The organism is Sinorhizobium chiapasense, from assembly GCF_036488675.1.
GTDB classification, from domain to species: Bacteria; Pseudomonadota; Alphaproteobacteria; order Rhizobiales; family Rhizobiaceae; genus Sinorhizobium; species Sinorhizobium chiapasense.
Genome location: NZ_CP133148.1, coordinates 2,456,046 through 2,476,224 on the forward strand (window position 1 = coordinate 2,456,046; position 20,179 = coordinate 2,476,224).

Below are 20,179 nucleotides of genomic sequence, written 5' to 3' on the forward strand. Positions count from 1 at the left end.
CGCTAAGATGCGGATGTTCTTTGATACAACCGACCGGCCCTGGGGCGCAGCGTTGACGCTTGCGCTTGCCGAAACAGCCAAAGACATCCTGCCGCGCGTTCGGCGCGCGACGGAGTACCACCGAGACTGCGAGGAAGCCGGCGAAAGAACGAGGCATCACAGGGGAAGCGAATGGGGGCTGAAAGCATGATCAGACAGCTAACCTCGGGCGAGCGGCGATCCGCAGCAACCATTCTTGTCGCGCTGACGATCATTGGTCTGGCAATGGCGGCGGCGGGACGGGCCGACACGCTTGGCGTTCACGGTGCCATCGTCTTCCTCTACAGCCTCGTCCTGCTCTACCTCGTCCTCTCCGTCATCTTCGAGCCCGAACCGGAGCCATCGCGGCTGTCGCACTATTACGACGATCCGAGCAAGGTCGGCATCGTGCTGACGATGATCTGGGCGATCTTCGGCATGGGAGTCGGCGTCTGGATCGCGGCGCAACTCGCCTGGCCGGAGCTCGCCTTCGATGCGGCCTGGTCGAGTTTCGGCAGGCTGAGGCCGGCGCACACGACCGGCGTGATTTTCGGCTTCGGCGGCAATGCGTTGATCGCCACCTCGTTCCACGTCCTCCAACGTACGTCGCGGGCCCGTCTCGCCGACCAGCTCAGCCCCTGGTTCGTCGTCTTCGGCTACAATCTCTTCTGCATCCTCGCCGTCAGCGGCTATTTCATGGGCATCACGCAGTCGAAGGAATATGCCGAAGCCGAATGGTACGCCGACATCTGGCTGGTCGTCGTCTGGGTGACCTATTTCGTGCTCTTCATTCGCACGCTGGCGCGCCGAAAGGAGCCGCATATATATGTCGCCAACTGGTACTACATGGCCTTCATCCTGGTTGTCGCCGTCCTGCATATCGTGAACAACATCGCCGTTCCGGTATCGCTGACAGGTGCCAAATCCTATTCGGTCTATTCCGGCGTTCAGGATGCGATGGTGCAGTGGTGGTACGGGCACAATGCGGTCGCGTTCTTCCTGACCGCCGGCTTTCTCGGCATGCTCTACTATTATCTGCCGAAGCGAGCCGAGCGGCCGATCTTCTCCTACCGGCTGTCGATCATCAGCTTCTGGGGCATCACCTTCATGTACATGTGGGCGGGATCGCATCACCTGCATTACACCGCCCTGCCCCATTGGGTGCAGACGCTCGGAATGACCTTTTCCGTCATGCTGCTCGTTCCGTCATGGGCCTCGGCCGGCAATGCGCTCGCGACCCTCAACGGCGCCTGGCATAAGGTTCGGGACGACGCGACGCTGCGCTTCATCATGGTGGCTGCGGTATTCTACGGCCTCACCACCTTCGAGGGCTCCTTCCTGGCGATCCGGCCGGTGAACGGCCTCTCCCACTACACCGACTGGACGGTCGGCCATGTGCATGCCGGCGCGCTCGGCTGGGTCGCCTTCATCACCTTCGGCTCGCTCTACAGCGTCATTCCCTGGCTGTGGAAGAAGAAGGCGATGTATTCCGCCCGCCTGGTGGAGGTGCATTTCTGGCTCGCGCTCATGGGCACCATCATCTACGTCTTCGCGATGTGGAATTCGGGCATCCTGCAGGGCCTGATGTGGCGCACCTACAATGACAGCGGCACGTTGGCCTTTTCCTTCCTCGAAACCGTCATCGCGATGCATCCCTACTACATCGCCCGCGCCTTCGGCGGCCTCCTGTTTCTCGCCGGCGCCATCGTCGGCACCTACAATCTGTACATGACCATACGCTACACGCCCGAGGACGTGACCGAGAAAGCAGCCGGCGATCTCCCCGTTCCCGGGCGTGGGGAAGCCGTGGTGGCAGGAGAGTGACATGCCCGAGGCTCACAGAAAGCTCGAGCGAAACGCCATCGGCTTCGTGCTCGCCATCATCGTGGTGTCGAGCATCGGCGGCCTTGTCGAGATCGCCCCGCTCTACACGATCGACGAAACGGTCGAGAGTGATCCCAACATGCGGGTCTATACCCCGCTCGAACTCGCCGGACGCAACATCTACATTCGCGAAGGCTGTTATGCCTGCCATTCGCAGATGATCCGCACGTTGCGCGACGAGGTGGAGCGCTACGGTCCCTATTCGCTCGCCGTCGAGTCTAAATACGATCACCCGATGCTCTGGGGCTCGAAGCGAACAGGTCCGGATCTTGCGCGCGTCGGCGGCAAATATTCCGATTTCTGGCATGTCGCCCACCTGATCAATCCGCGCGACGTGGTCGCGGGCTCCGTCATGCCTGCCTACCCGTGGCTCGCGCGCAACCCGCTCAAGATATCCGATCTCGGCGACCACCTCGCGGCGCTCCGCAAGGTTGGTGTTCCCTATACCGACGACATGATTGCCAACGCCTCTGCCGATGCGTTCGGCCAGGCATCGCCGGATGCCTCGCAATCGTCGGGCGTCACCGAACGCTATGGCAATGACACGACGGTTTCTGCGTTTGACGGTGTTCCGGACCGGGTCACCGAAATGGATGCGGTCGTCGCTTATCTGCAGGTTCTCGGCAAATTGACGAAGGCGGCCGAAACCGAGGGCCCCGCCGGACAAGGTGGCTAGAGATGGGAGGCTAGCGATGGAAGTCGACCACAACACACTGGTGGCATTCGCCAAGAGCTGGGGGCTTTTCTATCTGATTGCCTTCGCCATCGTCGTGCTCGTCTACGTGTTCTGGCCGAAGAACCGGAAGAAATTCGACGACGCCAAGAAGAGCATCTTGGATGACAAGGACGACAAGCCATGGCAGCCATAGAACGGGATCCGGTGACGGGCCGGCTGACCACGGGCCACGACTGGAACGGCATCGCGGAACTCGACACACCGATCCCCAAGGTGGTGATCTTCTTTCTCGTCGTGACGTTCCTGTTCTCGCTGGTCTGGTGGGTCCTGATGCCGGCATGGCCGCTCGCCACGACCTATACCAGGGGCGTTCTCGGAATCGACCAGAAGACAGAAGTGGAGGAAAGCATCGAAGCGGCGAACGCGGCTCGGTCGATCTGGCTCAGCGATCTCGCGGGCAAGGACTGGAGCCAGATCCAGGCGGATGGAACCTTGATGGCGAAGGTCAAGGAGACCGGACACCGCCTGTTCGGCGACAATTGCGCGGTCTGCCACGGCGCGAGCGGAAAGGGCGGGCCCGGCTTTCCGGATCTCACGGACGGCGACTGGATCTGGGGCGGCGATCCGGACGCGATCGCGCAGACGCTTCGCGTCGGGGTCAATTCGACGGCCGAGGACACCCGCACTTCGCAAATGCCCGCCCTCGGCCGCGACGGCGTTCTCGACAGGACGCAAATTTTGGATGTGGCGTTCTATGTGCGTTCGCTCAGCGATCCGTCTCTTTCGACGCCAGAGACTGCCGATCGGATCGGAAAGGGCAAGGAGGTGTTTGCGGCCAACTGCGTGAGTTGTCACGGCGAGGACGCAAAAGGCAAGGCGGACGTCGGAGCCCCTAACCTGACGGACAGCCACTGGCTCTATGGCGGCAGCGCCAACCAGATCGTCACCACCATATATGGCGGACGGATGGGGCACATGCCGAACTGGGGGGCACGTCTGGCGCCGGAAGAGATAAAGATCCTTGCACTCTACGTCGCGACCATGGGAGGTGAGAAGCAGTTTACGGGAGAGCAGAGCCAGTGAGTGACACGGCGCTTGATCGACTGTGCCGGCAAGCGGACGAAGGCGGCACGAAGCCACGCCGCCCCTGGTGGGTGCTGCCGCTGCTCTTCGCGGTGCTGGCGATCTTCGCCGGCGCCAATCTCCATTTCATCTATGTCGCGGTCCGTTCCGACCCGGGCTGCGTCGAACATATGAAGGAACGCTCTGGCGTTGACGGCATGTACCGGGCGGCACGATCCGCCTGCTGAACTCCTTGGACCGGCATCGGTTTGAGGCTAAAATTATGCAGCAATTCAAGAGGTTGCGGTGAACTTTGCGCGGAACGACGCGCGGCGCCGCAGGAGGAAGCGGGATGGGACCGAACGACATTGTCGAACCCTATGCATCGCCGCGGGCGCGCCATCTGCCCCCCGCCACCGTGTTCCAGTGGTTGCGCAAGGGATGGCAGACGTTGATCGTCGATCCGGTGCCGAGCCTGATCTACGGCGTCGGCGTCTTTCTCGTCTCGGTCGTGGTCATCTGGACGCTGTTCACTTTCGGCTACGACTACATCCTGTTTCCGGCGCTCGCCGGCTTCATGGTGGTCGCGCCGTTTCTCGCGATTGGGCTTTATGAAAAGGCGCGTCTCACCGACGCCGGCGAAAAGGCAACGCTCGTAAAAATGCTCTTCGTGCGCCCTGCCTCAGGGGCCCAGGTGCTTTTCATCGGCGTGCTCCTGATGCTGTTGATGGCGACATGGATGCGCGCCGCGGTCATCGTTTATGCGCTTTTCTTCGGCGTGCGGCCGTTTCCCGGCCTTGACGATATTGCGCCGATGCTCTTCGGAACGCCGACCGGATGGGCGATGCTGTTGACCGGCTGTGTGATCGGCGGTCTCTTCGCCGCCTTCTCCTTCGCGATCGCGGTCATCTCGATTCCTATGCTGCTCGACCAACGGCTCGACGCCTTCACGGCGATGGGAACCAGCATTGCGACCGCCTGGAACAACTTGCCCGTGATGATCGCCTGGGGGTTCGTCGTGCTTTGCGCCTTCCTCCTCTCGGTTCTGACGGTAGGAGTGGCGATGATCGTGCTCTTTCCCGTCATCGGGCATGCGACCTGGTACGTTTATCAGGACATGAAATAAGCGCGACTTCGCCTTGCCAAGCCGTTACCCGTCGTTGCGCAGCGTCTCCTTTTGTGTAATCAGCCGGGCGCTGTGCTGGCCGCTCAAGTAGATCCATAGCCAGCTCCAGGCGACGGCGAAGCGGCTGCGCGTGCCGATCAGGAAATAGATGTGGGCGATGCCCCAGATCCACCAGGCGAGCGCGCCCTTGAGCTTGATCCTGCCAAAGTCGATGATCGCGGCACGCTTGCCGATCGTGGCGAGGCTCCCCTGATGACGATAGCGGAACAGTCCGGGCGCCGGCTTGCCCTCGAGCCGGGCGCGGATCACCCGGGCAACGTAGGCGCCCTGCTGCTTGGCGGCGGGCGCGATGCCCGGCACCGGCTTGCCCTCCTCCTGCATGACCGAGGCCGTGTCGCCGATGACGAAAACATCGGGCCGCCCGGGAGCGCTCAGATCCTTTTCAACGATGGCGCGGCCGGCGCGATCCGCCTCGATCCCGAGCCAACGAGCGGCGGGCGAGGCCTGCACACCAGCGGCCCAAACCAGCGTGCGGCTCGGCACGAAGACGTCGCCGATCATCACGCCGGCGTCGGTGCAGTCGGTGACGGCAGCCCCGGTGCGCACTTCCACACCGAGTTTTGCGAGTTCCCGGGCGGCATAGGCCGACAGCTCCTCGGTGAAGGCGGGAAGGATGCGCGGCCCTGCCTCGACGAGCACCACCCGTGCCTGTCGCGTATCGATGCGGCGGAACTCGCCCGGCAGCGTCCGATGCGCCATTTCGGCGATGATACCGGCAAGTTCCACCCCGGTCGGGCCAGCGCCGATTACGGTGAAGGTGAGCAATGCATCGCGTTTCGCCGGATCCTCCTCGAGCTCCGCCCGCTCGAACGCGAGAAGCACGCGCCGGCGAATGGTCGTCGCGTCCTCGAGCGTCTTCAATCCGGGCGCCACCGGTGCCCATTCGTCATGGCCGAAATAGGCATGCGTTGCACCGGTCGCGAGCACCAGCGTGTCGTAGGAGACCGGCTTGCCGCTGGCGAGGACCACGCTCTTGTTGGCCGGATCAACGCCGACGACCTCGCCGAGCAGCGTGGTCACCTCCGGCCGGTCACGATAAAGGTTGCGGATCGGCCACGCGATCTCCGAAGTTGCCAGCAGCGTCGTTGCCACCTGGTAGAGCAGCGGCTGGAAGAGATGGTGGTTGCGGCTGTCGACCAGCGTTATCCGAACGGGCGCGCCGCGAAGATCGTTGACGAGTTGCAGCCCGCCAAAGCCTCCGCCGACGACAACGACATGATGTTTTTCCTGCATCGCATTCCGCCTTGTTTCCAAGACTGTCCGCCTTCGGGAGACCGCACACAACCGCTTGTTCGACATGGCTCCCCTGCAACATCGCGTGCCCCGGCCTACTGCATGTTTCTTTAAATCGTAGCCGATTTAAGGATAAAAACATGCAGCAATTCAAAGTGCTACAGCGTCCTTTGCGCGTCTGATAAGACGCGCGGCGCTGTAGACCCTATTCGGCATAACCGACAGGCACGGCCGTGCCGCTTTTCAAGACTTCCATGGAAATTGAGGCGGAAACGTCAAACAGTTCCACCTTTCGAACGATCTGCTTGTAGACGACGTCGTAATGCTCCACGCGCGGCAGCACCACCTTGACGATATAGTCGTAGTTGCCGGTCAGCCGGTGCGCCTCGACGATCTCGGGAATATCGCTGATCGCGCGCCGGAATTTTTCGATCCATTCGTCGGAATGATGCGCCGTCTTGATCAGCGCAAACACCGTGGTCGGTACACCCATCTTTTCCCGGTCGAGCACAGCGATGCGCCGCGCGATATAGCCCGCCTCCTCCAGTCGCTGAATGCGCCTCGAACAGGCGGAAAGCGACAGGTTCACGCGCTCCGCCAGGTCGCTCATGGCCACACTGCCATCCTCCTGCAGGAGCGCCAGCAGCTTCCGGTCTCTCTCATCCAACACGCCAGTGACTCCTCGCTGCCGACCAAGTTGACGCCCATAATTTGCGGAAAATGCGACCGTGACACAAATATTGCGCGCAGATTTCCCCAGATCTCTCCCTTAAAGCAAACACATCCGGTCAAAGCCGCGCCATACTTTTAACAATGGAACGGGATCAGAAGGTGGCAAGACGGCATCTTCTTCGTCCCGCTGTTGATACCTGTCCAAGAACGAGGGGACCATGGAAATGCGCAAGATCGGCCTTATCGGCGGCATGAGCTTCGAGAGTTCGGCGGTTTACTATCGCATGGTCAACGAGGCCGTGCGCGAACGCCTGGGCGCGCTGCATTCGGCCGAAGTGCTGCTTCATTCCGTGGACTTTCAGACGATCGTCGACCTGCAGAAGGCCGGCCGTTGGGACGACGCCGCTCAGCGCCTCTCCGACGTCGCACGCGGGCTGAAGGCCGCCGGCGCGCAATGCGTGCTGATCTGCACCAACACGATGCATCTGATTGCCGATCAGGTGCAGGCATCGGTCGACGTGCCGCTGATCAACATCATCGACGAGTCCGCGGCGCGATTGAAGGCGGCCGGCAGCCGTAAACCGCTGCTGCTTGCCACGCGCTACACGATGGAGCACGGCTTCTATGCCGAGCGCATGAAAAGGCACGGGATCGAAGTGATGGTCCCGGATGCCGATGGCCGCACCTTGACCCACAACGTCATCTTCGACGAGCTTTGCGCCGGCAAGGTGCTGGAGCCTTCACGCAAGGCGCTGGTCGCCCTCATCGAGAAGGCCAAGGCCGAAGGCGCCGACGCGGTCATTCTCGGCTGCACCGAGATCTGCCTGATCCTCGACCCCGCCAATTTGGCGCTACCCGGCTTCGATTCCACCGCCATCCATGCCGAAGCCGCTGTCGAATTCGCGCTTGGCGGTGAGGCCGTGAGCTGCGCCGCGTAGGGCTGCAACACAGGCTCTGCCTCAGGGGCGCGGCCGCCAACGCCGCCCCGAGGCGCGAATACCGCGCCCTCCAGCAAGCACAGACGAGCCCGCTGGCTGCATTTAGCCGGCTAATACGTCAACGATTGCAGGGCGGCGCCTTATCGGCGCTGATACATAAACCCCGCTGCAGCACCGAGAGCGATGCCGATAGTGACACCGGCCGGAAGGTTACCGAGCGCCGATCCCATAACCGCCCCAACGCCGATGCCGATTGCAATGCCCACAGCCATGGGCGGGACAATGCCTCAGGCATGTGGCGATAATCCGCTCACGCCACCTGGTCATACTCCGCCCGCGCCTTGCGGATCGCGTCGTGGTTTTGGAGCGACCAGTCGACGAATAGTTTGAGCGGCACGAGAAACGACCGGCCGAGATCGGTGAGTCTGTATTCCACGCTCGGCGGCTGCGTCGGATAGACCGTGCGGCTCAAGTAGCCGTCACGCTGCAGGTCGCGCAACGTCTGCGTCAGCATGCGCTGCGAAATGTCCGGGATCAGGCGCCGCAGCTGCGAGAAGCGCAAGGGGCCGTCGGCGAGCGACAGGATCATCAGCGAGTTCCATTTGCCGCCGATATTGTCCATCACATCGCGCACCGGACAATTGGCCATATCCATCGGCACGCCGCACACCATCACCACCCGCTTCCCCTTCACTGCGCCCGTCGTCTTGTTCATGGCGGTACCCTTTCCGTAACCACCGCAGAAAAAACTGCCTCCTTTACAGCTCTTAGCAGATTACGGGATAAGAGAAAATCTCAAAAAGAGACCAGCACTCGAAATCATGCCAACGCTCCAGGAGAGACGGCAAGCGGGGCTGGAAGGCGAAACGAAAGGAAAGATCATGTCCGAAACGTTGCTCGTGACCGGCGCCGCAGGTCAGCTCGGTAAGCTCGTGCTCGACGCGCTGCTTGCTTCCGGCAAGGTGAAGCCGGCCGGTATCATAGCGGCCAGCCGCGACAGCACCAAGCTCGCCGCCTACGCCGCCAAGGGCGTGCAGACGCGCGCCGCCGACTTCGACGACCCGGCCTCGCTGGAAAAAGCATTCGCCGGCGCCGACCGCATCCTCATCATTTCGACCGACGCGCTGGGTCAGCCGGGAAAGCGGCTGCAGCAGCACCTGAATGCCGTGGCCGCAGCCAGGAAGGCCGGCGTCAGGCATATCCTCTACACCTCGATGCCGAACCCGGAAACCTCGGTCATTCCCTTCGCGCCCGATCATCTCGGCACCGAAAACGCCATCAAGGCGACCGGCATTCCCTACACGATCCTCAGGAACGGCTGGTATATGGAAAACCTCTTCATGGCCCTGCCGCACGCGCTTGAAACCGGGCAGTGGTTCTCCTCCGCCGGTGCCGGCCGTCTCGCCCACATCGCCCGCAGCGACGCCGCCGAAGCCGCGGCAGCGGCACTCCTTTCCGGCTCCACGGAAAGCCGCACCTATACGCTGACCGGCGCCGAACTGCGCTCGACCGACGAGATCGCAGCCCTCGTCGCCAGCACCACGGGCAAGAAACTCGACGTCGTCCACATTTCCGATGAAGCGCTCGCCGGCGGCCTCAAGGGTGCGGGCCTGCCCGACTTCCTGATCCCGATCGTCGTCTCGTTCGACAGCAACACCCGCGAAGGCCACATCGGGATGGTGACCAGCGATATGCCCGCGCTGACCGGCAAGACGCCCATCAGCCTTCCCGCATTCCTCGAAGCGAGCAAGGCAACGCTCGTTCAATAGTTCGCCGGCACATCAAAGCCCCGGTCACTACCGTCCGGGGCTTTTTGTCGAAGATCGCATTGGCGCGCGGCGTCCGGGCTCTATCTACTTCTCTCGCGTCAAATACGGGAGGAAAAGCTATGACGGCGCCGATCGACTTCTGGTTCTCGATAGGAAGCCCTTACACCTTTCTGGCCGTCATGCGGCTGACAGAAGTCGCCGAACGGGCGGACGTCGAAGTTCGCTGGAGGCCCTTCGACGCCCGCGCGATCCAGCTTGACGCACACGATGTTCCCTTTGCCGACAGACCGCTCAAGGCCGCCTACATGTGGCGCGATATCGAGCGGCGCGCCGCGAGGTTCGGTCTGCCTCTGAGGCTGCCTATTCCCTACCCGCTAACCGAGTTGGAACAGGCCAACCGCGTTGCGGTGCTCGCCGCCGATGAAGGCTGGTGCCCGGCCTATGCGATCGCCACCTACCGCCGCTGGTTCGTCGACCGCGATCCTGCCGGCAGCGAGCCGAACCTCTCGACAAGCATCAGGGAAGCGGGACAGGACCCCGCCCGCGTGCTGAAGCAGGCAAGCTCCCGTGCCGTGGCCGACGCGCTTGACGCCGCTACCAGCGAGGCAAAAGAAATAGGCATCTTCGGTTCGCCCTCCTTCGTCTCAGACGGCGAACTGTTTTGGGGCCACGATCGCCTGGAGGACGCAGTCGAATGGCAGCACAATCTGGATCTGGGAAATCCGGGGTGAAGCAGTGACGACAGTTGAGTTGCTTGCCCCGCCTGCCGGCACGTTCTCCCCGTTCTTGACGGGGAGAACGGCGTATGCCGCGCCCTCCCGCCCATCTTCCCCGCCCTCCCGCCCATCTCCCCCGCAAGCGGGTGAAAAGGGTTTGAGCGGCCGCATCGAATCCCTTCTCCCCACCTGCGGGGAGAAGGTGCCGGTAGGCGGATGAGGGGCGAACCGCTTATACTTTTCCTCTCGCCGACGCGAGCCACCAATCCACCGACAACCTGCCCGCACCCCACGTAGTGACGCCGAGCGCCATCGCCGCCCAGGTCAGATGAATCGGCCATCCGTCCGGAACGGTGAGCTGTATAACGATTGTCATTGCAAGAAGTCCGAGCGCGACGAGGCGCGTCGCCAGTCCCAGGACAACGAGCGTCGGCAGCAGGACCTCCGCGCAGGCGACCACGAAGGCCGTCACCGCCGGCGCCGGGAAGGCATAGGGTCCACCCGGCAGATGCAACTGGAACTCCGACGTGAAAAGCAGCACAGCGACATCGTTGAGCTGTAGGAAGCCGTCCCATTTGCTCATGCCCGAGCGCCAGAAGGGCACGGCAAGCCCCAGCCGCAAGGCAAGCTGGGCGAGAGATGCCGGCGCGACCGCGGCAATCAGGCCATCGATCCGGCCAAGCCAGCCAGTCCCGCCCCAATTTTGCTGTTTGTCGAAGAACTTTGGTACGAGAGTCACCTTCTCATCCTCCCTGGATCACGATGATTTTGGGTCGAATCGACCCAAAATCATAAACGTGATCGATTCTAATGAGTTAAAGCGGGATACGGGCGGAAAACCGTACTTTCCTCATCCCGCTCTAGAGCATCCCGCTTTCAAGTGGAATCACTGAAAGCGGATAAGATGCTCTAGAATCAAAGTGCTAGAGCGTCCTTTGTGCGTTCACTTGAACGCACGGCGCTCTAGCGGATAGCGGCAAAGGCACCGGCCTCAAGCATCACGGCAATGGCAGTTGCGAGATCGAATTCCGGACAGCGCGCGTTTCCCGCCGCGGCAGCGCCTCCAAATGGCTCACCTGCCAGGAGGCTGCCGAGGAAGATATCGGCGCCCGGCGGAAGACGGCGCACCTCGACTTCGAGCATGGGCCGTGTGATCAGCGCGCTTTCCGGCGCCGTGGCTCCTATGCGGCCCACCGGCCCCTCCCCCCGATTTGCCGAAAAGATGGTCACGGCCGGATAGGCGGAGCGAACGATGCGGGTCGCCGGATGCGGCTCCAAGACGACGTCAGCGAGCTCGGCCGGCGCCACCAGGCCCAGCGCATGCGGTGGCATGACTGGCGCATCCGCCGCGTGATAGGCGTCGAGCCAGGCCCGCTCGATACGGGCGACATCGGCGAGCCACGGCATCGACTGGGCATACTCGTAACGCTCGATGAAGGCGGGAAAGTCCCGCCCGTACTCGAAGAGAAGCGGCGACGTCGGCGGCGTCGCCCGCACGTGGAACCGAGCCATGGCGCGAAAGAAGGTTTCGCCGGTAATGCGCATCGTCGCGGGAAATGCTGCGGAAAGCGCTTCGATCAGGCTGACGGTCACGTTGTTGCGATAGACGTTGAAGCGCTTGTCGGCGGCCTTGCCCTTCGGTCCGGCAACAAGAGCGGGCGTGGCGCGGCCGGGATCGAGCAGCGGCGGCACGAAGCCTGTTGGGTAATCCAGCCCGTCGGCAAAATCGTCGGAAATGCTCTCAGCAACGCGCATGGCTCTTCCCCTGCAGGTATGCGCCGGCGTGCCGATCGAGAATCGCTTGTGCCGCGCTCGCCTCGGCCTTCAGCACCGGCCAATCGGGAATGGCGCTGTCCCATTCAATGAGCGTCGGAAGCGGACCGCACCGGCCGATGACGATGTCGAAGAGCGTCCAAACCGCATCGGCGACCGGCCCGTCGTGGCTGTCGATCAGGAGGAGTTCGCCCTCGTCATCCCGCAGGTCGGCGTGACCGGCCAGATGGATCTCGCCGACCTGCTCGAGCGGATAGTCCGCGAGATAGTCGAGGGCGGAAAACCCATGATTGGTCGATGAGACGAAGACATTGTTGACGTCGAGCAGCAAGCCGCAACCGGTGCGCCTGACCAGCTCGCGGATAAACGCCGTTTCGCTCATCGTCGATTCTTTGAAGAGAAGGTAGGTCGAGGGGTTCTCGAGCAGTATCGGCCGCTGGATCGCCTCCTGCACTTCATCGATATGTTCGGCCACGCGCTGGAGCGTGGCTCCGGTATAGGGTAGCGGCAGAAGGTCGTTGTAATAGGTCGTGTCATGCGTCGACCAGGCCAGATGCTCAGAGACAAGCGCCGGCTCGTATCGCTCGATCAGTCGCGCAAAACGGCCTAGATGGGCCTTGTCGAGCGGCTGAGGCCCGCCGATCGACATGCAGACCCCGTGGAGCGACACCGGGTAGTCCTGGCGTATTCGGCTGAGCGCCGCGTGCGGCGGCCCGCCCTCGCCCATGTAGTTTTCGGCGTGAACCTCAAAGAAGCCGCGCCCGGCCGCCTGATCCTCGAGAATGGATGTGAGATGCTGGTGCTTGAAACTGGTGCCTGCCAGCCCGTCGATCCGATGCGCCGGAAAACGAGAGCCTTCCGACGCGCCACGATCCGCGTGAACTACCAATTTGGCCATCGTCGCCTCCGTTTTCCGGCGCTTGTCCAGAGCAATTCCGGGAAAAGTGTGGAACGGTTTTCCGTCCGGAATTGCGTAGTTTCAAAGCTGACTTACGAGGGAAGATCGCGCGACAGCGCTTCCGGCGAGCCCTTGCGGCCCTCCGGCAGTTCCATCGTCGTGCAGGTGCCGCCGTCGACGAATTTCCAGGCATTGCCCTGATAGTCGACGGTCGAGGTTGCCTGGCAGGTCGTGCCCGGGCCGGCCGCGCAATCGTTCTGGCCCTTCAGCGCGACGCCGAAGCACTTCTCCTTGCCGGCATCCATTGCGGCCTTGACCTCGGCCTCCGAAAGCGGCGCGGCGATCGCGAACGACGACACCGCGGCGGCGACCGCACTCGCCAGCATGGCCGCACTGATTGTGGATTTCGTAGACATGATTTCGTCTCCGTGTTGGTTTTCCTCATGTGCCGCCTCTGGCACACAGAGGCTCGTTCGCCGCCAACGGGAGATATGTTACATTCGGCGTATACACGCTTTCGTGAGCCCGCAGTCGCTGCCGGATCACGATGCGGCGAGGAAGAGGATGCGGGCGGAATACTGCTTTACACTCTTGGTCGTCCCATTTTAGCGAAAGATTGATAGCCGAGATGTAACAAGCGGCGAGGACGAGCGAATTGGGAGGAGTGGCACGTGGATGGCGTGGATGACAGGGACCTCGCCCAGCTTTTCCATGCGGCGCTCGATGGCGACGAGCGGGCGTATTGCGACTTCCTGCACGAGGCCGCCCGCCTCGTTCGCGCGTGGGCGCGCCGCAGGGCGTTCGGCGGTCCAGATCCGGAAGACATCGTTCAGGAAACGCTGCTGGCCATCCATGTGAAGCGCCACACGTGGCGCAGCGACGGCCCGGTGGCTCCATGGCTCTACGCGATTGCGAAGCACAAGCTGGTCGATGCCTTGCGACGGCAGGGTCGCCATCCCCGCGTCGGGATCAGCGAGGTGGAAGACCGGCTTGCTGCCGAGGAAACGGAAACGGTCAGGGATTGGGAAATCGGCCGTGCGCTCGAAACGCTCACCCCCGGCCAGCGCTTGGTGGTGACGGCAATATCGGTCGAGGGGCGCACGATAGCGGAGGCGGCCAGGAGCCTCGACATGAACGAAACCGCAGTTCGCGTCGCGCTTCATCGCGGCCTCGCTGCCATTGCCCGGCGATTTGGACGAGATTGAAATGGAGACACACGAACTCATCAAGGCCCTTGCTGCGGACAGCCGGCGAACCGGCGTGCCGATGAACACCGCCTGGCGGGGCGCGGTCGTCGTTGCCGTCATCATCGCCGCAACGGTCTTCTCCGTCCTGCTTGGCGCCCGACCGGATATCGCCATCGCTGCGCAGACGGTCCGTTTTCTCTTCAAGTTCGTCGTGACGATTGCCCTTGCCGCAAGCGCCTTCTTCGTGCTGCGAATGCTGTCGCGTCCGGAGATCGACACGCGCGGATTGCTGCCCTATATCGGCATCGCTCCGGCGCTCATCCTGGCAGGGGTCGCGCTCGAACTCATCGTCGCACCAGCCGACACGTGGTCGAGTAGACTTGTCGGAACGAACAGCCTGGTTTGCCTGACCTTCATTCCGCTGATCGGGATTGGCCCGCTCGCGCTGCTTCTGCTCGCGCTGCGCCACGGCGCCCCGTCCCATCCGACCCTCGCCGGCGCGATCGCAGGGCTTGCAGCGGGCGGCATCGCCGCGACCTTCTATGCCTCCCATTGCACGGACGATTCACCTCTGTTCGTCGCCACCTGGTACACGATCGCTATCGCGATACTGGCATTCGTCGGTGCACTGAGCGGCCGCTACGTCGCCCGCTGGTGACGCGTCGCTATCAAGAGGTCACGCTCGCCTTCGGCCCTTCCGGCGCCTGCGGCAGGGCCTTGCGCACGACCTTGCCCTCTCCCGCCTTGTAGAAGAACTGGCTTGCGACCAGCCAGCCCTTCAGCGGCCTAAGCGGCGGAATGCAGGTGAGCAGCATGAAGGGCCCAGTCGTCAGCAGATGCACCCACAGCGGCGCAGCATACTGCACCTCCAGCCAGACGCCGAGGAAGACGCTTGGCACACAGGCGAAGCAGATAACGAAAAACGCGGGACCGTCGGCCGGATCGGCGAAGGAGTAATCTAGCCCGCAAACCTCGCATTCCCGGCGGAGCTTCAGGAAGCCTTCGAACAGATGCCCTTGGCCGCAACGCGGGCAGCGGCCACGCAGGCCCGTCTGCAACGGCGGAAGGGCCGGCCAATCTTCGTGTGAAGACATTGTCTTTCCTTTCCAGGGTTTCGTCGGCGGCGAGCGCAGCTGCGCAACTCAAATGCGAGACGCGCTCGTTCGGCGCCGACATGCCGGATCGCCTGCGGGCAATCCTCGCCGCGCCGGCTTCTGGAGGAGAAAGCCATACAAAGCATACATTGTCAAATTATTGTATGCATAATGCCTGCGACAATTGCGCCGGCAGCACCGCACCGCGCGTTCAAATGAACGCGCAAAGGACGCTCCACTTGAAAGCAGGATGCTTTACAGCGCCGTGCGTCCTTCAGGACGCACAAAGGACGCTGTAAGTCTTTGATTCTACCCATCATGCTTTCCGAAAATCGATTCCGATTTTCGGGCCGATGCGCTAGACGACGAAGTTTATCGCAGCCGGCGATTGTACGAGCAGATCGGCGATGATGGCGAGGCTGCGCTCAAGCTCCACGCGCGTTTCCGCCGCGCCGAGTCCCAGCCGCACCGCCTCCGGCGGATTGGCAAGCGCAAACGCGTCGCTCGTGACGATACTGATCCCGGCCGTACGCAGACGGGCAGTGAACTCACCGCGTGTCCACCCGGGAGGCAGCGTAAGCCAAAGATGAAAAGCCTCAGGATTGGTAAGGACGCGATCGGCCGGCAGGATCCCGGCCGCGATCCGTTGGCGCCGTCCAGCCTCGGCACGAATGGCGGCAAGCACAGCACCCGCCGTTCCATCCTCGATCCAACGCGTGGCGATCGCCGCCGAAAGCGGCGAGGCCATGCCGGCGGTCGCGCGGATCGCGCCCTCGAGGCGAACGGAACTCACGACATCCGGAACGACGAGATAGGCGATGCGGAGCGCCGGCGAAAGGCACTTGGCAACCCCAGCCACGTAATAGACAAGGTCGGGAGCCAGCGCGGCAAGCGGCGGTACCGGGCTTGTCGGCAATGCGCCATAGGCATCGTCCTCGATGATCGCAACACCATGCCTGCGGGCGATTGCGACGACCGCCTCCCTGCGCTTGAGCGACAGCGTCGCCGTCGTCGGATTATGAAGCGTCGGGTTGCAGTAAAGCGCCTTCGGCCGATGCTTGACGCAGGCGGCCTCGAATGCCTCGGGCAACAACCCCTGTTCGTCCACCGCAACGGCAGCAAGGCCTATGCCGAGATGGGCCGCGAGCGACCGCAGTCCCGGATAGGTCAGCGCCTCGGCGCAGATCACGTCGCCGCGCGCGGCAAGCATGCTGACCGTGGCAAGCAGCGCCCCTTGCGCACCGGGGCAGACGAGCAGGCGCTCCGCCGCCACCTCGCCGAGCCTCGGCCGCAGCCAGGCCGCCCCCGCCGTTTTGTCCGGCAGCGCGCCACCGACCGCCTGGTAGCGCATCAGGAGGTCCAATCCCCGCTCGTTCTCAAGGGCGTCGATACCACCCCACATCCGGGCGATAAGTTCCGGATCGTCGAAGAGCGGCGGCAGGTTCATGCTCATGTCGACGAGCCCGCCGCCGGATGATCGGCCGCCATTCTTTCGTCGCGCCTTGACATAGGTGCCCTGCCCGACGCGGCCCTCGATCAGCCCCCGTGCCCGCGCCTCGTTATAGGCACGGCTGACGGTGGTGAAATCGATGCCGAGCGCGCCCGCAAGCGCCCGCTGCGGCGGCAGGCGCGTTCCCTCCTTGAGCCCGCCGGTCGCGATATCCGCCGCCAACGCATCCGCGATCGCCAGATAAAGCGGCCCGGCTTCCCGACTCAGCGCCGGCACCCAGGAAAAGCCCGCGTGATCCTTGTCCATCGACAACATCCCGTTTTGCACAATGTATGGATATTGCATGGATCTGGTATCCAGCGCAAGTGCGGCGGCCAAGCTTCGAACGGAGCGGGACGCCAGCCATTCGGCGGCGCCATCCTACTGCGGCGACGTCTAGTGGGGGCCATCAACGGTGGCCCATGACATCCTTCATCATCACCGGTACGACAGTCGTCGCACCGAAAACACTAAGGTGGTGTTCGTCGGAGTAGAGCGGAATACCGTCCTTCGCGACCATGCAAGCGGGCCTGCACAGCCACGGAACGGCACTGACTCGCTGCACGCCAGCATCCTTGTCCGCGATTTCAAGCACCCGGTTGACACGCGCGTTACGTGCCTCGACCACGGCCCGGGTCGGCACAGGCGGTAAGGCGGCATCGATAAAGTGGTTGAGTCCGAGAACGCGAGGAACGGACCAGCCGATATCCGGGATATCATCAACAATGATGACCCTACGGCCCGTGCTGCGGATCGCTCGCACAGTCTTAAGCAACGCGCTCTCGAAGATATAGTCCTGCGGGAGGCCGTTTACTCCGCCGCCTTTACGGACAAGCTGCCCCGGCGCCCCTTCACCGGCGGGGTCGCTGTTGACCACTCGCGACCAGCGCGCACTGAGGACGACCACGGGCGCGTCGCGGACCTTCCGGAGCATCGACATGACCGCGGCGTTGAAGTCGGAGCAATCGTGGTCCGGCCCTTTGCCCAGCCGTTCCACGCCAAGAAGTGGCGGGCACCCGCCCTTGAACGCAACCGCGCCCTGTTCGTTGTTCTTCTCGAGCAAAACGTCGAGGCCGGACATGATTGCTCCGGCATGGGAATCCCCCCAGAGCAGAATGCTGTTCTTGCCGCTTGCGCGACCGGCCTCGGCCTCCGCCCCGATGCGGCACAGGCCCTCCTGCGGCGTCTTGCCGCTACAGCGATCGCGTTGCCCGTCGATGTCGTAGGTGCCGGAATAGGCCAGTTGCGCATCGCGCGAGAGACGCCCCGGGAACCCTTCCCACACATTCACTGTGGCCGCCACGAGCGCTACGGCTGCAATGGCGGCCGAAGAAGAGGCAAGAATGAAGTAGCGCGTAAATCCGCTCGGCGCCCGCCGTCGGAACGGCGTTTCGATGAAACGCCAACTCGCGTAGGCGCAGGCAAGTGACAAGGTGATGGCGATCAGCATCTGTTGCGGCGTAATTTCCCCCGTGCCGCCCACCAGTTTGAAATAAACGATGATCGGCCAGTGCCAGAGATAAAGCGAATAGGAGATCAGCCCGATCGCCACCGGTATCGAAGCGGACAGCATCCGGCCGACGGCCGTTATCCTCTGCTCGCCCGACCACAGCAGCGCCAGGGCGCCGAAAGAGGGTAACACCGCGCTGAGTCCCGGTAGCGGCGTTGTATTATCAAAGGAAGCGACCGCTGCCAGTATTGCGCCAAGCCCCAGCAGCGACACCGCCTGGGCAAGCCTTGCACTGCGACAGGGCGGAAAGGCGCCGACGGCAAGGAGCACGCCAAGACCAAGCTCCCAGGCCCGGGTGGGTGCGAGGTAGAAGTTCGCCCGCGCGTAAGCGCCGCTTGCCCAGACGGAAAGCAGGAACGACGCGAGACACAAGCCGGCGAATGCCCGGATCATGGCCCGCCGCGGCAACCGGAAAAACCACCACAGGACCAGGGGAAAGACGATGTAGAACTGCTCCTCGACGCCCAAGGACCAGGTGTGAAGCAGCGGCTCCAGGTCCGCTTCAGGGGCGTAATAGTCCGCATCGGCATGCCAGAACCAGATGTTGGACGAGAAGAACATCGCCGCCAGCGCGGACCGCGCCAACCCGACAAACATGTCCGGCAGCAGCAGCAGTGCCCCCGCAACCAGGCAGGCAGCAATCGCGAAGAAAAGCGCCGGCAATATTCGACGCGCTCGCCGCTCATAGAATGAGATCAGCGAGAAGCGCCCTGCTGCAAGCTCACGATGGAGAATTCCGGCAATAAGGAAACCCGAAACGACAAAGAATACGTCTACGCCAACCAACCCACCGGAAAAACCAGGAACTCCAGCATGGCAGAATACAACCGACGTCACGGCGATGGCTCGCACGCCGTCAATATCCCTGCGGTATTCCACGATAACGCCCCCAAACAGAGCGGGCTTAAATGAATTGGGTAATCAAATTCAGGGGGCTGTCTATACGCCGGCTTTTGGACGCATTTGTGAAACGGGCACCCTCAAATACGGTTGAGCCTTTTTCGATCAGCGCTCCCGCGCCCTGGCCGCTGCGCGCGGTGTCCATTCAGGCGCACAGCGGGAGTAGGAACACCCTGAATTCCTACAGTGATTTCCCCTGAGCGGGCTCCGGGTCGGAGAATATGGAGCCGCTCGGCGTCCCGAAGGACGCGCACTAACCGCTCTTCAAAATCCTGTTACCGCTCGGCCCTCATACATGACGCCCGAAAGTGTGCAGCGGTTTTGGGACAACGACGTGCCGGTTTTGGGACATGCACAGAATCAAAGAGTAAAGGGCTAGACCGACTCACCGCAGGCGCGGCGGAAGCGGCGCACCGTCTCCGCCATGCCGTATTCCAGCGCATCCGCCGTCAGGCCATGGCCGATCGAAACTTCGGCGAGCGCCGGGATGTGTTTAGCCAGCAATGGCAGGTTGGCGACGGTCAGATCGTGGCCGGCATTGACGGCGAGGCCGAGGCCAAGCGCGATCTCCGCGGTGCGGCCGAGTTCCCCGGCGATCCGCTCCGCCTTCTCGGGGTCATCGTAACAGCCGCCATAGGGGCCGGTATAAAGCTCGATCCGGTCCGCCCCGGTCTCCTTGGCGATCTTCAATGCCTCCGGATCCGGATCGCCATCGGCGAAGAGCGAAACACGGAAGCCCCTTTTCTTCAATCGCCCGACCACGTTCCCAAGCAGGTTGTGGTTCTTGCGAAAATCCCAGCCGTGATCGGAGGTCGCCTGCGCCGGATCGTCGGGTACCAGCGTCACCTGCTCCGGCTCGTGCCTTTCGACCAGCTGAAGGAAATCTTCGTTCGGGAAGCCTTCCATGTTGAATTCCGCCTGCGGAAACTCGTCGTCGATCAGGTCGCGGATCGGCTGGAGGTCGGAGAAGCGGATATGGCGCTGGTCCGGGCGCGGGTGAACGGTCAACCCGCTCGCCCCCGCCTGGAGCGCGATGCGGCCGAGGCCGGTGACGGACGGCCAGGGAAGATCGCGCCGGTTGCGCAGCATCGCGACGGCATTCAGATTCACGGACAGTTTTGCGGGCATGTCGAAACTTTCAGAGAGGCCAGGCGTTGCCGAGGTGTTCATTGTG

General features: G+C 62.8%; 22 protein-coding genes. 11 read left to right on the forward strand and 11 right to left on the reverse strand.

Going from position 1 to position 20,179, the window contains the following annotated elements; translation table 11 throughout:
* The first annotated feature begins 189 nt into the window (after positions 1–189).
* From ccoN to RB548_RS11955, 6 genes are all read left to right on the forward strand, one after another.
* On the forward strand, positions 190–1,842 hold the full coding sequence (ccoN, locus tag RB548_RS11930) for a cytochrome-c oxidase, cbb3-type subunit I (protein ID WP_331374947.1): 1,653 nt from the start codon (positions 190–192) through the stop codon (positions 1,840–1,842).
* 1 nt (position 1,843) lies between these two features.
* The gene (gene ccoO, locus RB548_RS11935) at positions 1,844–2,578 is read left to right on the forward strand and encodes a cytochrome-c oxidase, cbb3-type subunit II (RefSeq protein ID WP_331371526.1); all 735 of its coding nucleotides are present in this window, start codon (positions 1,844–1,846) and stop codon (positions 2,576–2,578) included.
* A gap of 16 nt (positions 2,579–2,594) precedes the next feature.
* A complete protein-coding gene (locus RB548_RS11940) occupies positions 2,595–2,771 on the forward strand; it encodes a cbb3-type cytochrome c oxidase subunit 3 (RefSeq protein ID WP_331371527.1) in 177 nt (58 codons plus the stop codon).
* Positions 2,759–3,661, forward strand: a complete 903-nt coding sequence (gene ccoP / locus RB548_RS11945; RefSeq protein ID WP_331371528.1) for a cytochrome-c oxidase, cbb3-type subunit III — start codon at positions 2,759–2,761, stop codon at positions 3,659–3,661. The genes RB548_RS11940 and ccoP overlap by 13 nt, the downstream gene beginning before the upstream one ends.
* Positions 3,658–3,888, forward strand: a complete 231-nt coding sequence (locus tag RB548_RS11950) for a hypothetical protein (protein WP_331371529.1) — start codon at positions 3,658–3,660, stop codon at positions 3,886–3,888. The genes ccoP and RB548_RS11950 overlap by 4 nt, the downstream gene beginning before the upstream one ends.
* Before the next feature lie 104 nt (positions 3,889–3,992).
* Positions 3,993–4,766, forward strand: a complete 774-nt coding sequence (locus RB548_RS11955) for a DUF2189 domain-containing protein (RefSeq protein ID WP_331371530.1) — start codon at positions 3,993–3,995, stop codon at positions 4,764–4,766.
* A gap of 24 nt (positions 4,767–4,790) precedes the next feature.
* Here RB548_RS11955 and RB548_RS11960 read toward each other — a convergent pair whose 3' ends face one another.
* The gene (locus tag RB548_RS11960; protein ID WP_331371531.1) at positions 4,791–6,059 is read right to left on the reverse strand and encodes an NAD(P)/FAD-dependent oxidoreductase; all 1,269 of its coding nucleotides are present in this window, start codon (positions 6,057–6,059) and stop codon (positions 4,791–4,793) included.
* A 205-nt stretch (positions 6,060–6,264) separates the two neighbouring features.
* Complete coding sequence (locus RB548_RS11965; RefSeq protein WP_180938312.1) at positions 6,265–6,729, reverse strand: Lrp/AsnC family transcriptional regulator; 465 nt, start codon at positions 6,727–6,729, stop codon at positions 6,265–6,267.
* 220 nt (positions 6,730–6,949) lie between these two features.
* Between RB548_RS11965 and RB548_RS11970 the strand changes: the two genes are divergently transcribed.
* Positions 6,950–7,669: an aspartate/glutamate racemase family protein gene (locus RB548_RS11970; RefSeq protein WP_331371532.1), complete on the forward strand. Its 720-nt coding sequence runs from the start codon at positions 6,950–6,952 to the stop codon at positions 7,667–7,669.
* A 310-nt stretch (positions 7,670–7,979) separates the two neighbouring features.
* Here RB548_RS11970 and RB548_RS11975 read toward each other — a convergent pair whose 3' ends face one another.
* On the reverse strand, positions 7,980–8,384 hold the full coding sequence (locus tag RB548_RS11975) for a winged helix-turn-helix transcriptional regulator (RefSeq protein ID WP_331371533.1): 405 nt from the start codon (positions 8,382–8,384) through the stop codon (positions 7,980–7,982).
* A gap of 166 nt (positions 8,385–8,550) precedes the next feature.
* Between RB548_RS11975 and RB548_RS11980 the strand changes: the two genes are divergently transcribed.
* A complete protein-coding gene (locus tag RB548_RS11980) occupies positions 8,551–9,438 on the forward strand; it encodes an SDR family oxidoreductase (protein ID WP_331371534.1) in 888 nt (295 codons plus the stop codon).
* A gap of 119 nt (positions 9,439–9,557) precedes the next feature.
* Positions 9,558–10,169, forward strand: coding sequence for a 2-hydroxychromene-2-carboxylate isomerase (locus RB548_RS11985; RefSeq protein WP_331371535.1), 612 nt, complete (start codon positions 9,558–9,560; stop codon positions 10,167–10,169).
* A 217-nt stretch (positions 10,170–10,386) separates the two neighbouring features.
* On the opposite strand, the gene RB548_RS11990 is transcribed toward RB548_RS11985, so the two are convergent.
* The 4 genes from RB548_RS11990 to RB548_RS12005 form a co-directional block, all read right to left on the reverse strand.
* Positions 10,387–10,893 (reverse strand): DoxX family protein, encoded by a 507-nt coding sequence (locus RB548_RS11990; RefSeq protein ID WP_408642372.1) that lies wholly within the window; start codon positions 10,891–10,893, stop codon positions 10,387–10,389.
* Between the two features lie 224 nt (positions 10,894–11,117).
* Positions 11,118–11,909, reverse strand: a complete 792-nt coding sequence (locus RB548_RS11995; protein WP_331371536.1) for a DNA-binding domain-containing protein — start codon at positions 11,907–11,909, stop codon at positions 11,118–11,120.
* Positions 11,896–12,825 carry an MNIO family bufferin maturase gene (bufB, locus tag RB548_RS12000; RefSeq protein ID WP_331371537.1) on the reverse strand — a complete coding sequence of 310 codons (930 nt, stop codon included), beginning with the start codon at positions 12,823–12,825 and terminating at the stop codon, positions 11,896–11,898. Before bufB ends, RB548_RS11995 begins: the two co-directional genes overlap by 14 nt.
* Before the next feature lie 92 nt (positions 12,826–12,917).
* Positions 12,918–13,241 carry a BufA1 family periplasmic bufferin-type metallophore gene (locus RB548_RS12005; RefSeq protein WP_331371538.1) on the reverse strand — a complete coding sequence of 108 codons (324 nt, stop codon included), beginning with the start codon at positions 13,239–13,241 and terminating at the stop codon, positions 12,918–12,920.
* Between the two features lie 255 nt (positions 13,242–13,496).
* Between RB548_RS12005 and RB548_RS12010 the strand changes: the two genes are divergently transcribed.
* Together RB548_RS12010 and RB548_RS12015 are read left to right on the forward strand one after the other, a co-directional pair.
* Positions 13,497–14,030, forward strand: coding sequence for a sigma-70 family RNA polymerase sigma factor (locus RB548_RS12010; protein WP_331371539.1), 534 nt, complete (start codon positions 13,497–13,499; stop codon positions 14,028–14,030).
* A 1-nt stretch (position 14,031) separates the two neighbouring features.
* Positions 14,032–14,670: an NrsF family protein gene (locus tag RB548_RS12015; RefSeq protein ID WP_331371540.1), complete on the forward strand. Its 639-nt coding sequence runs from the start codon at positions 14,032–14,034 to the stop codon at positions 14,668–14,670.
* A gap of 10 nt (positions 14,671–14,680) precedes the next feature.
* On the opposite strand, the gene RB548_RS12020 is transcribed toward RB548_RS12015, so the two are convergent.
* The 4 genes from RB548_RS12020 to RB548_RS12035 all read right to left on the reverse strand — a co-directional run bounded on the left by RB548_RS12020 (position 14,681) and on the right by RB548_RS12035 (position 20,133).
* Positions 14,681–15,106 carry a DUF983 domain-containing protein gene (locus RB548_RS12020; RefSeq protein WP_331371541.1) on the reverse strand — a complete coding sequence of 142 codons (426 nt, stop codon included), beginning with the start codon at positions 15,104–15,106 and terminating at the stop codon, positions 14,681–14,683.
* A gap of 358 nt (positions 15,107–15,464) precedes the next feature.
* Positions 15,465–16,862, reverse strand: coding sequence for an aminotransferase-like domain-containing protein (locus tag RB548_RS12025; protein ID WP_331371542.1), 1,398 nt, complete (start codon positions 16,860–16,862; stop codon positions 15,465–15,467).
* Between the two features lie 142 nt (positions 16,863–17,004).
* A complete protein-coding gene (locus RB548_RS12030) occupies positions 17,005–18,942 on the reverse strand; it encodes an acyltransferase family protein (protein WP_331371543.1) in 1,938 nt (645 codons plus the stop codon).
* A gap of 438 nt (positions 18,943–19,380) precedes the next feature.
* Entirely contained in the window at positions 19,381–20,133 is a 753-nt protein-coding gene (locus RB548_RS12035; RefSeq protein WP_331371544.1) for a pyridoxine 5'-phosphate synthase, read from the reverse strand.
* Between the last annotated feature and the right edge of the window lie 46 nt (positions 20,134–20,179).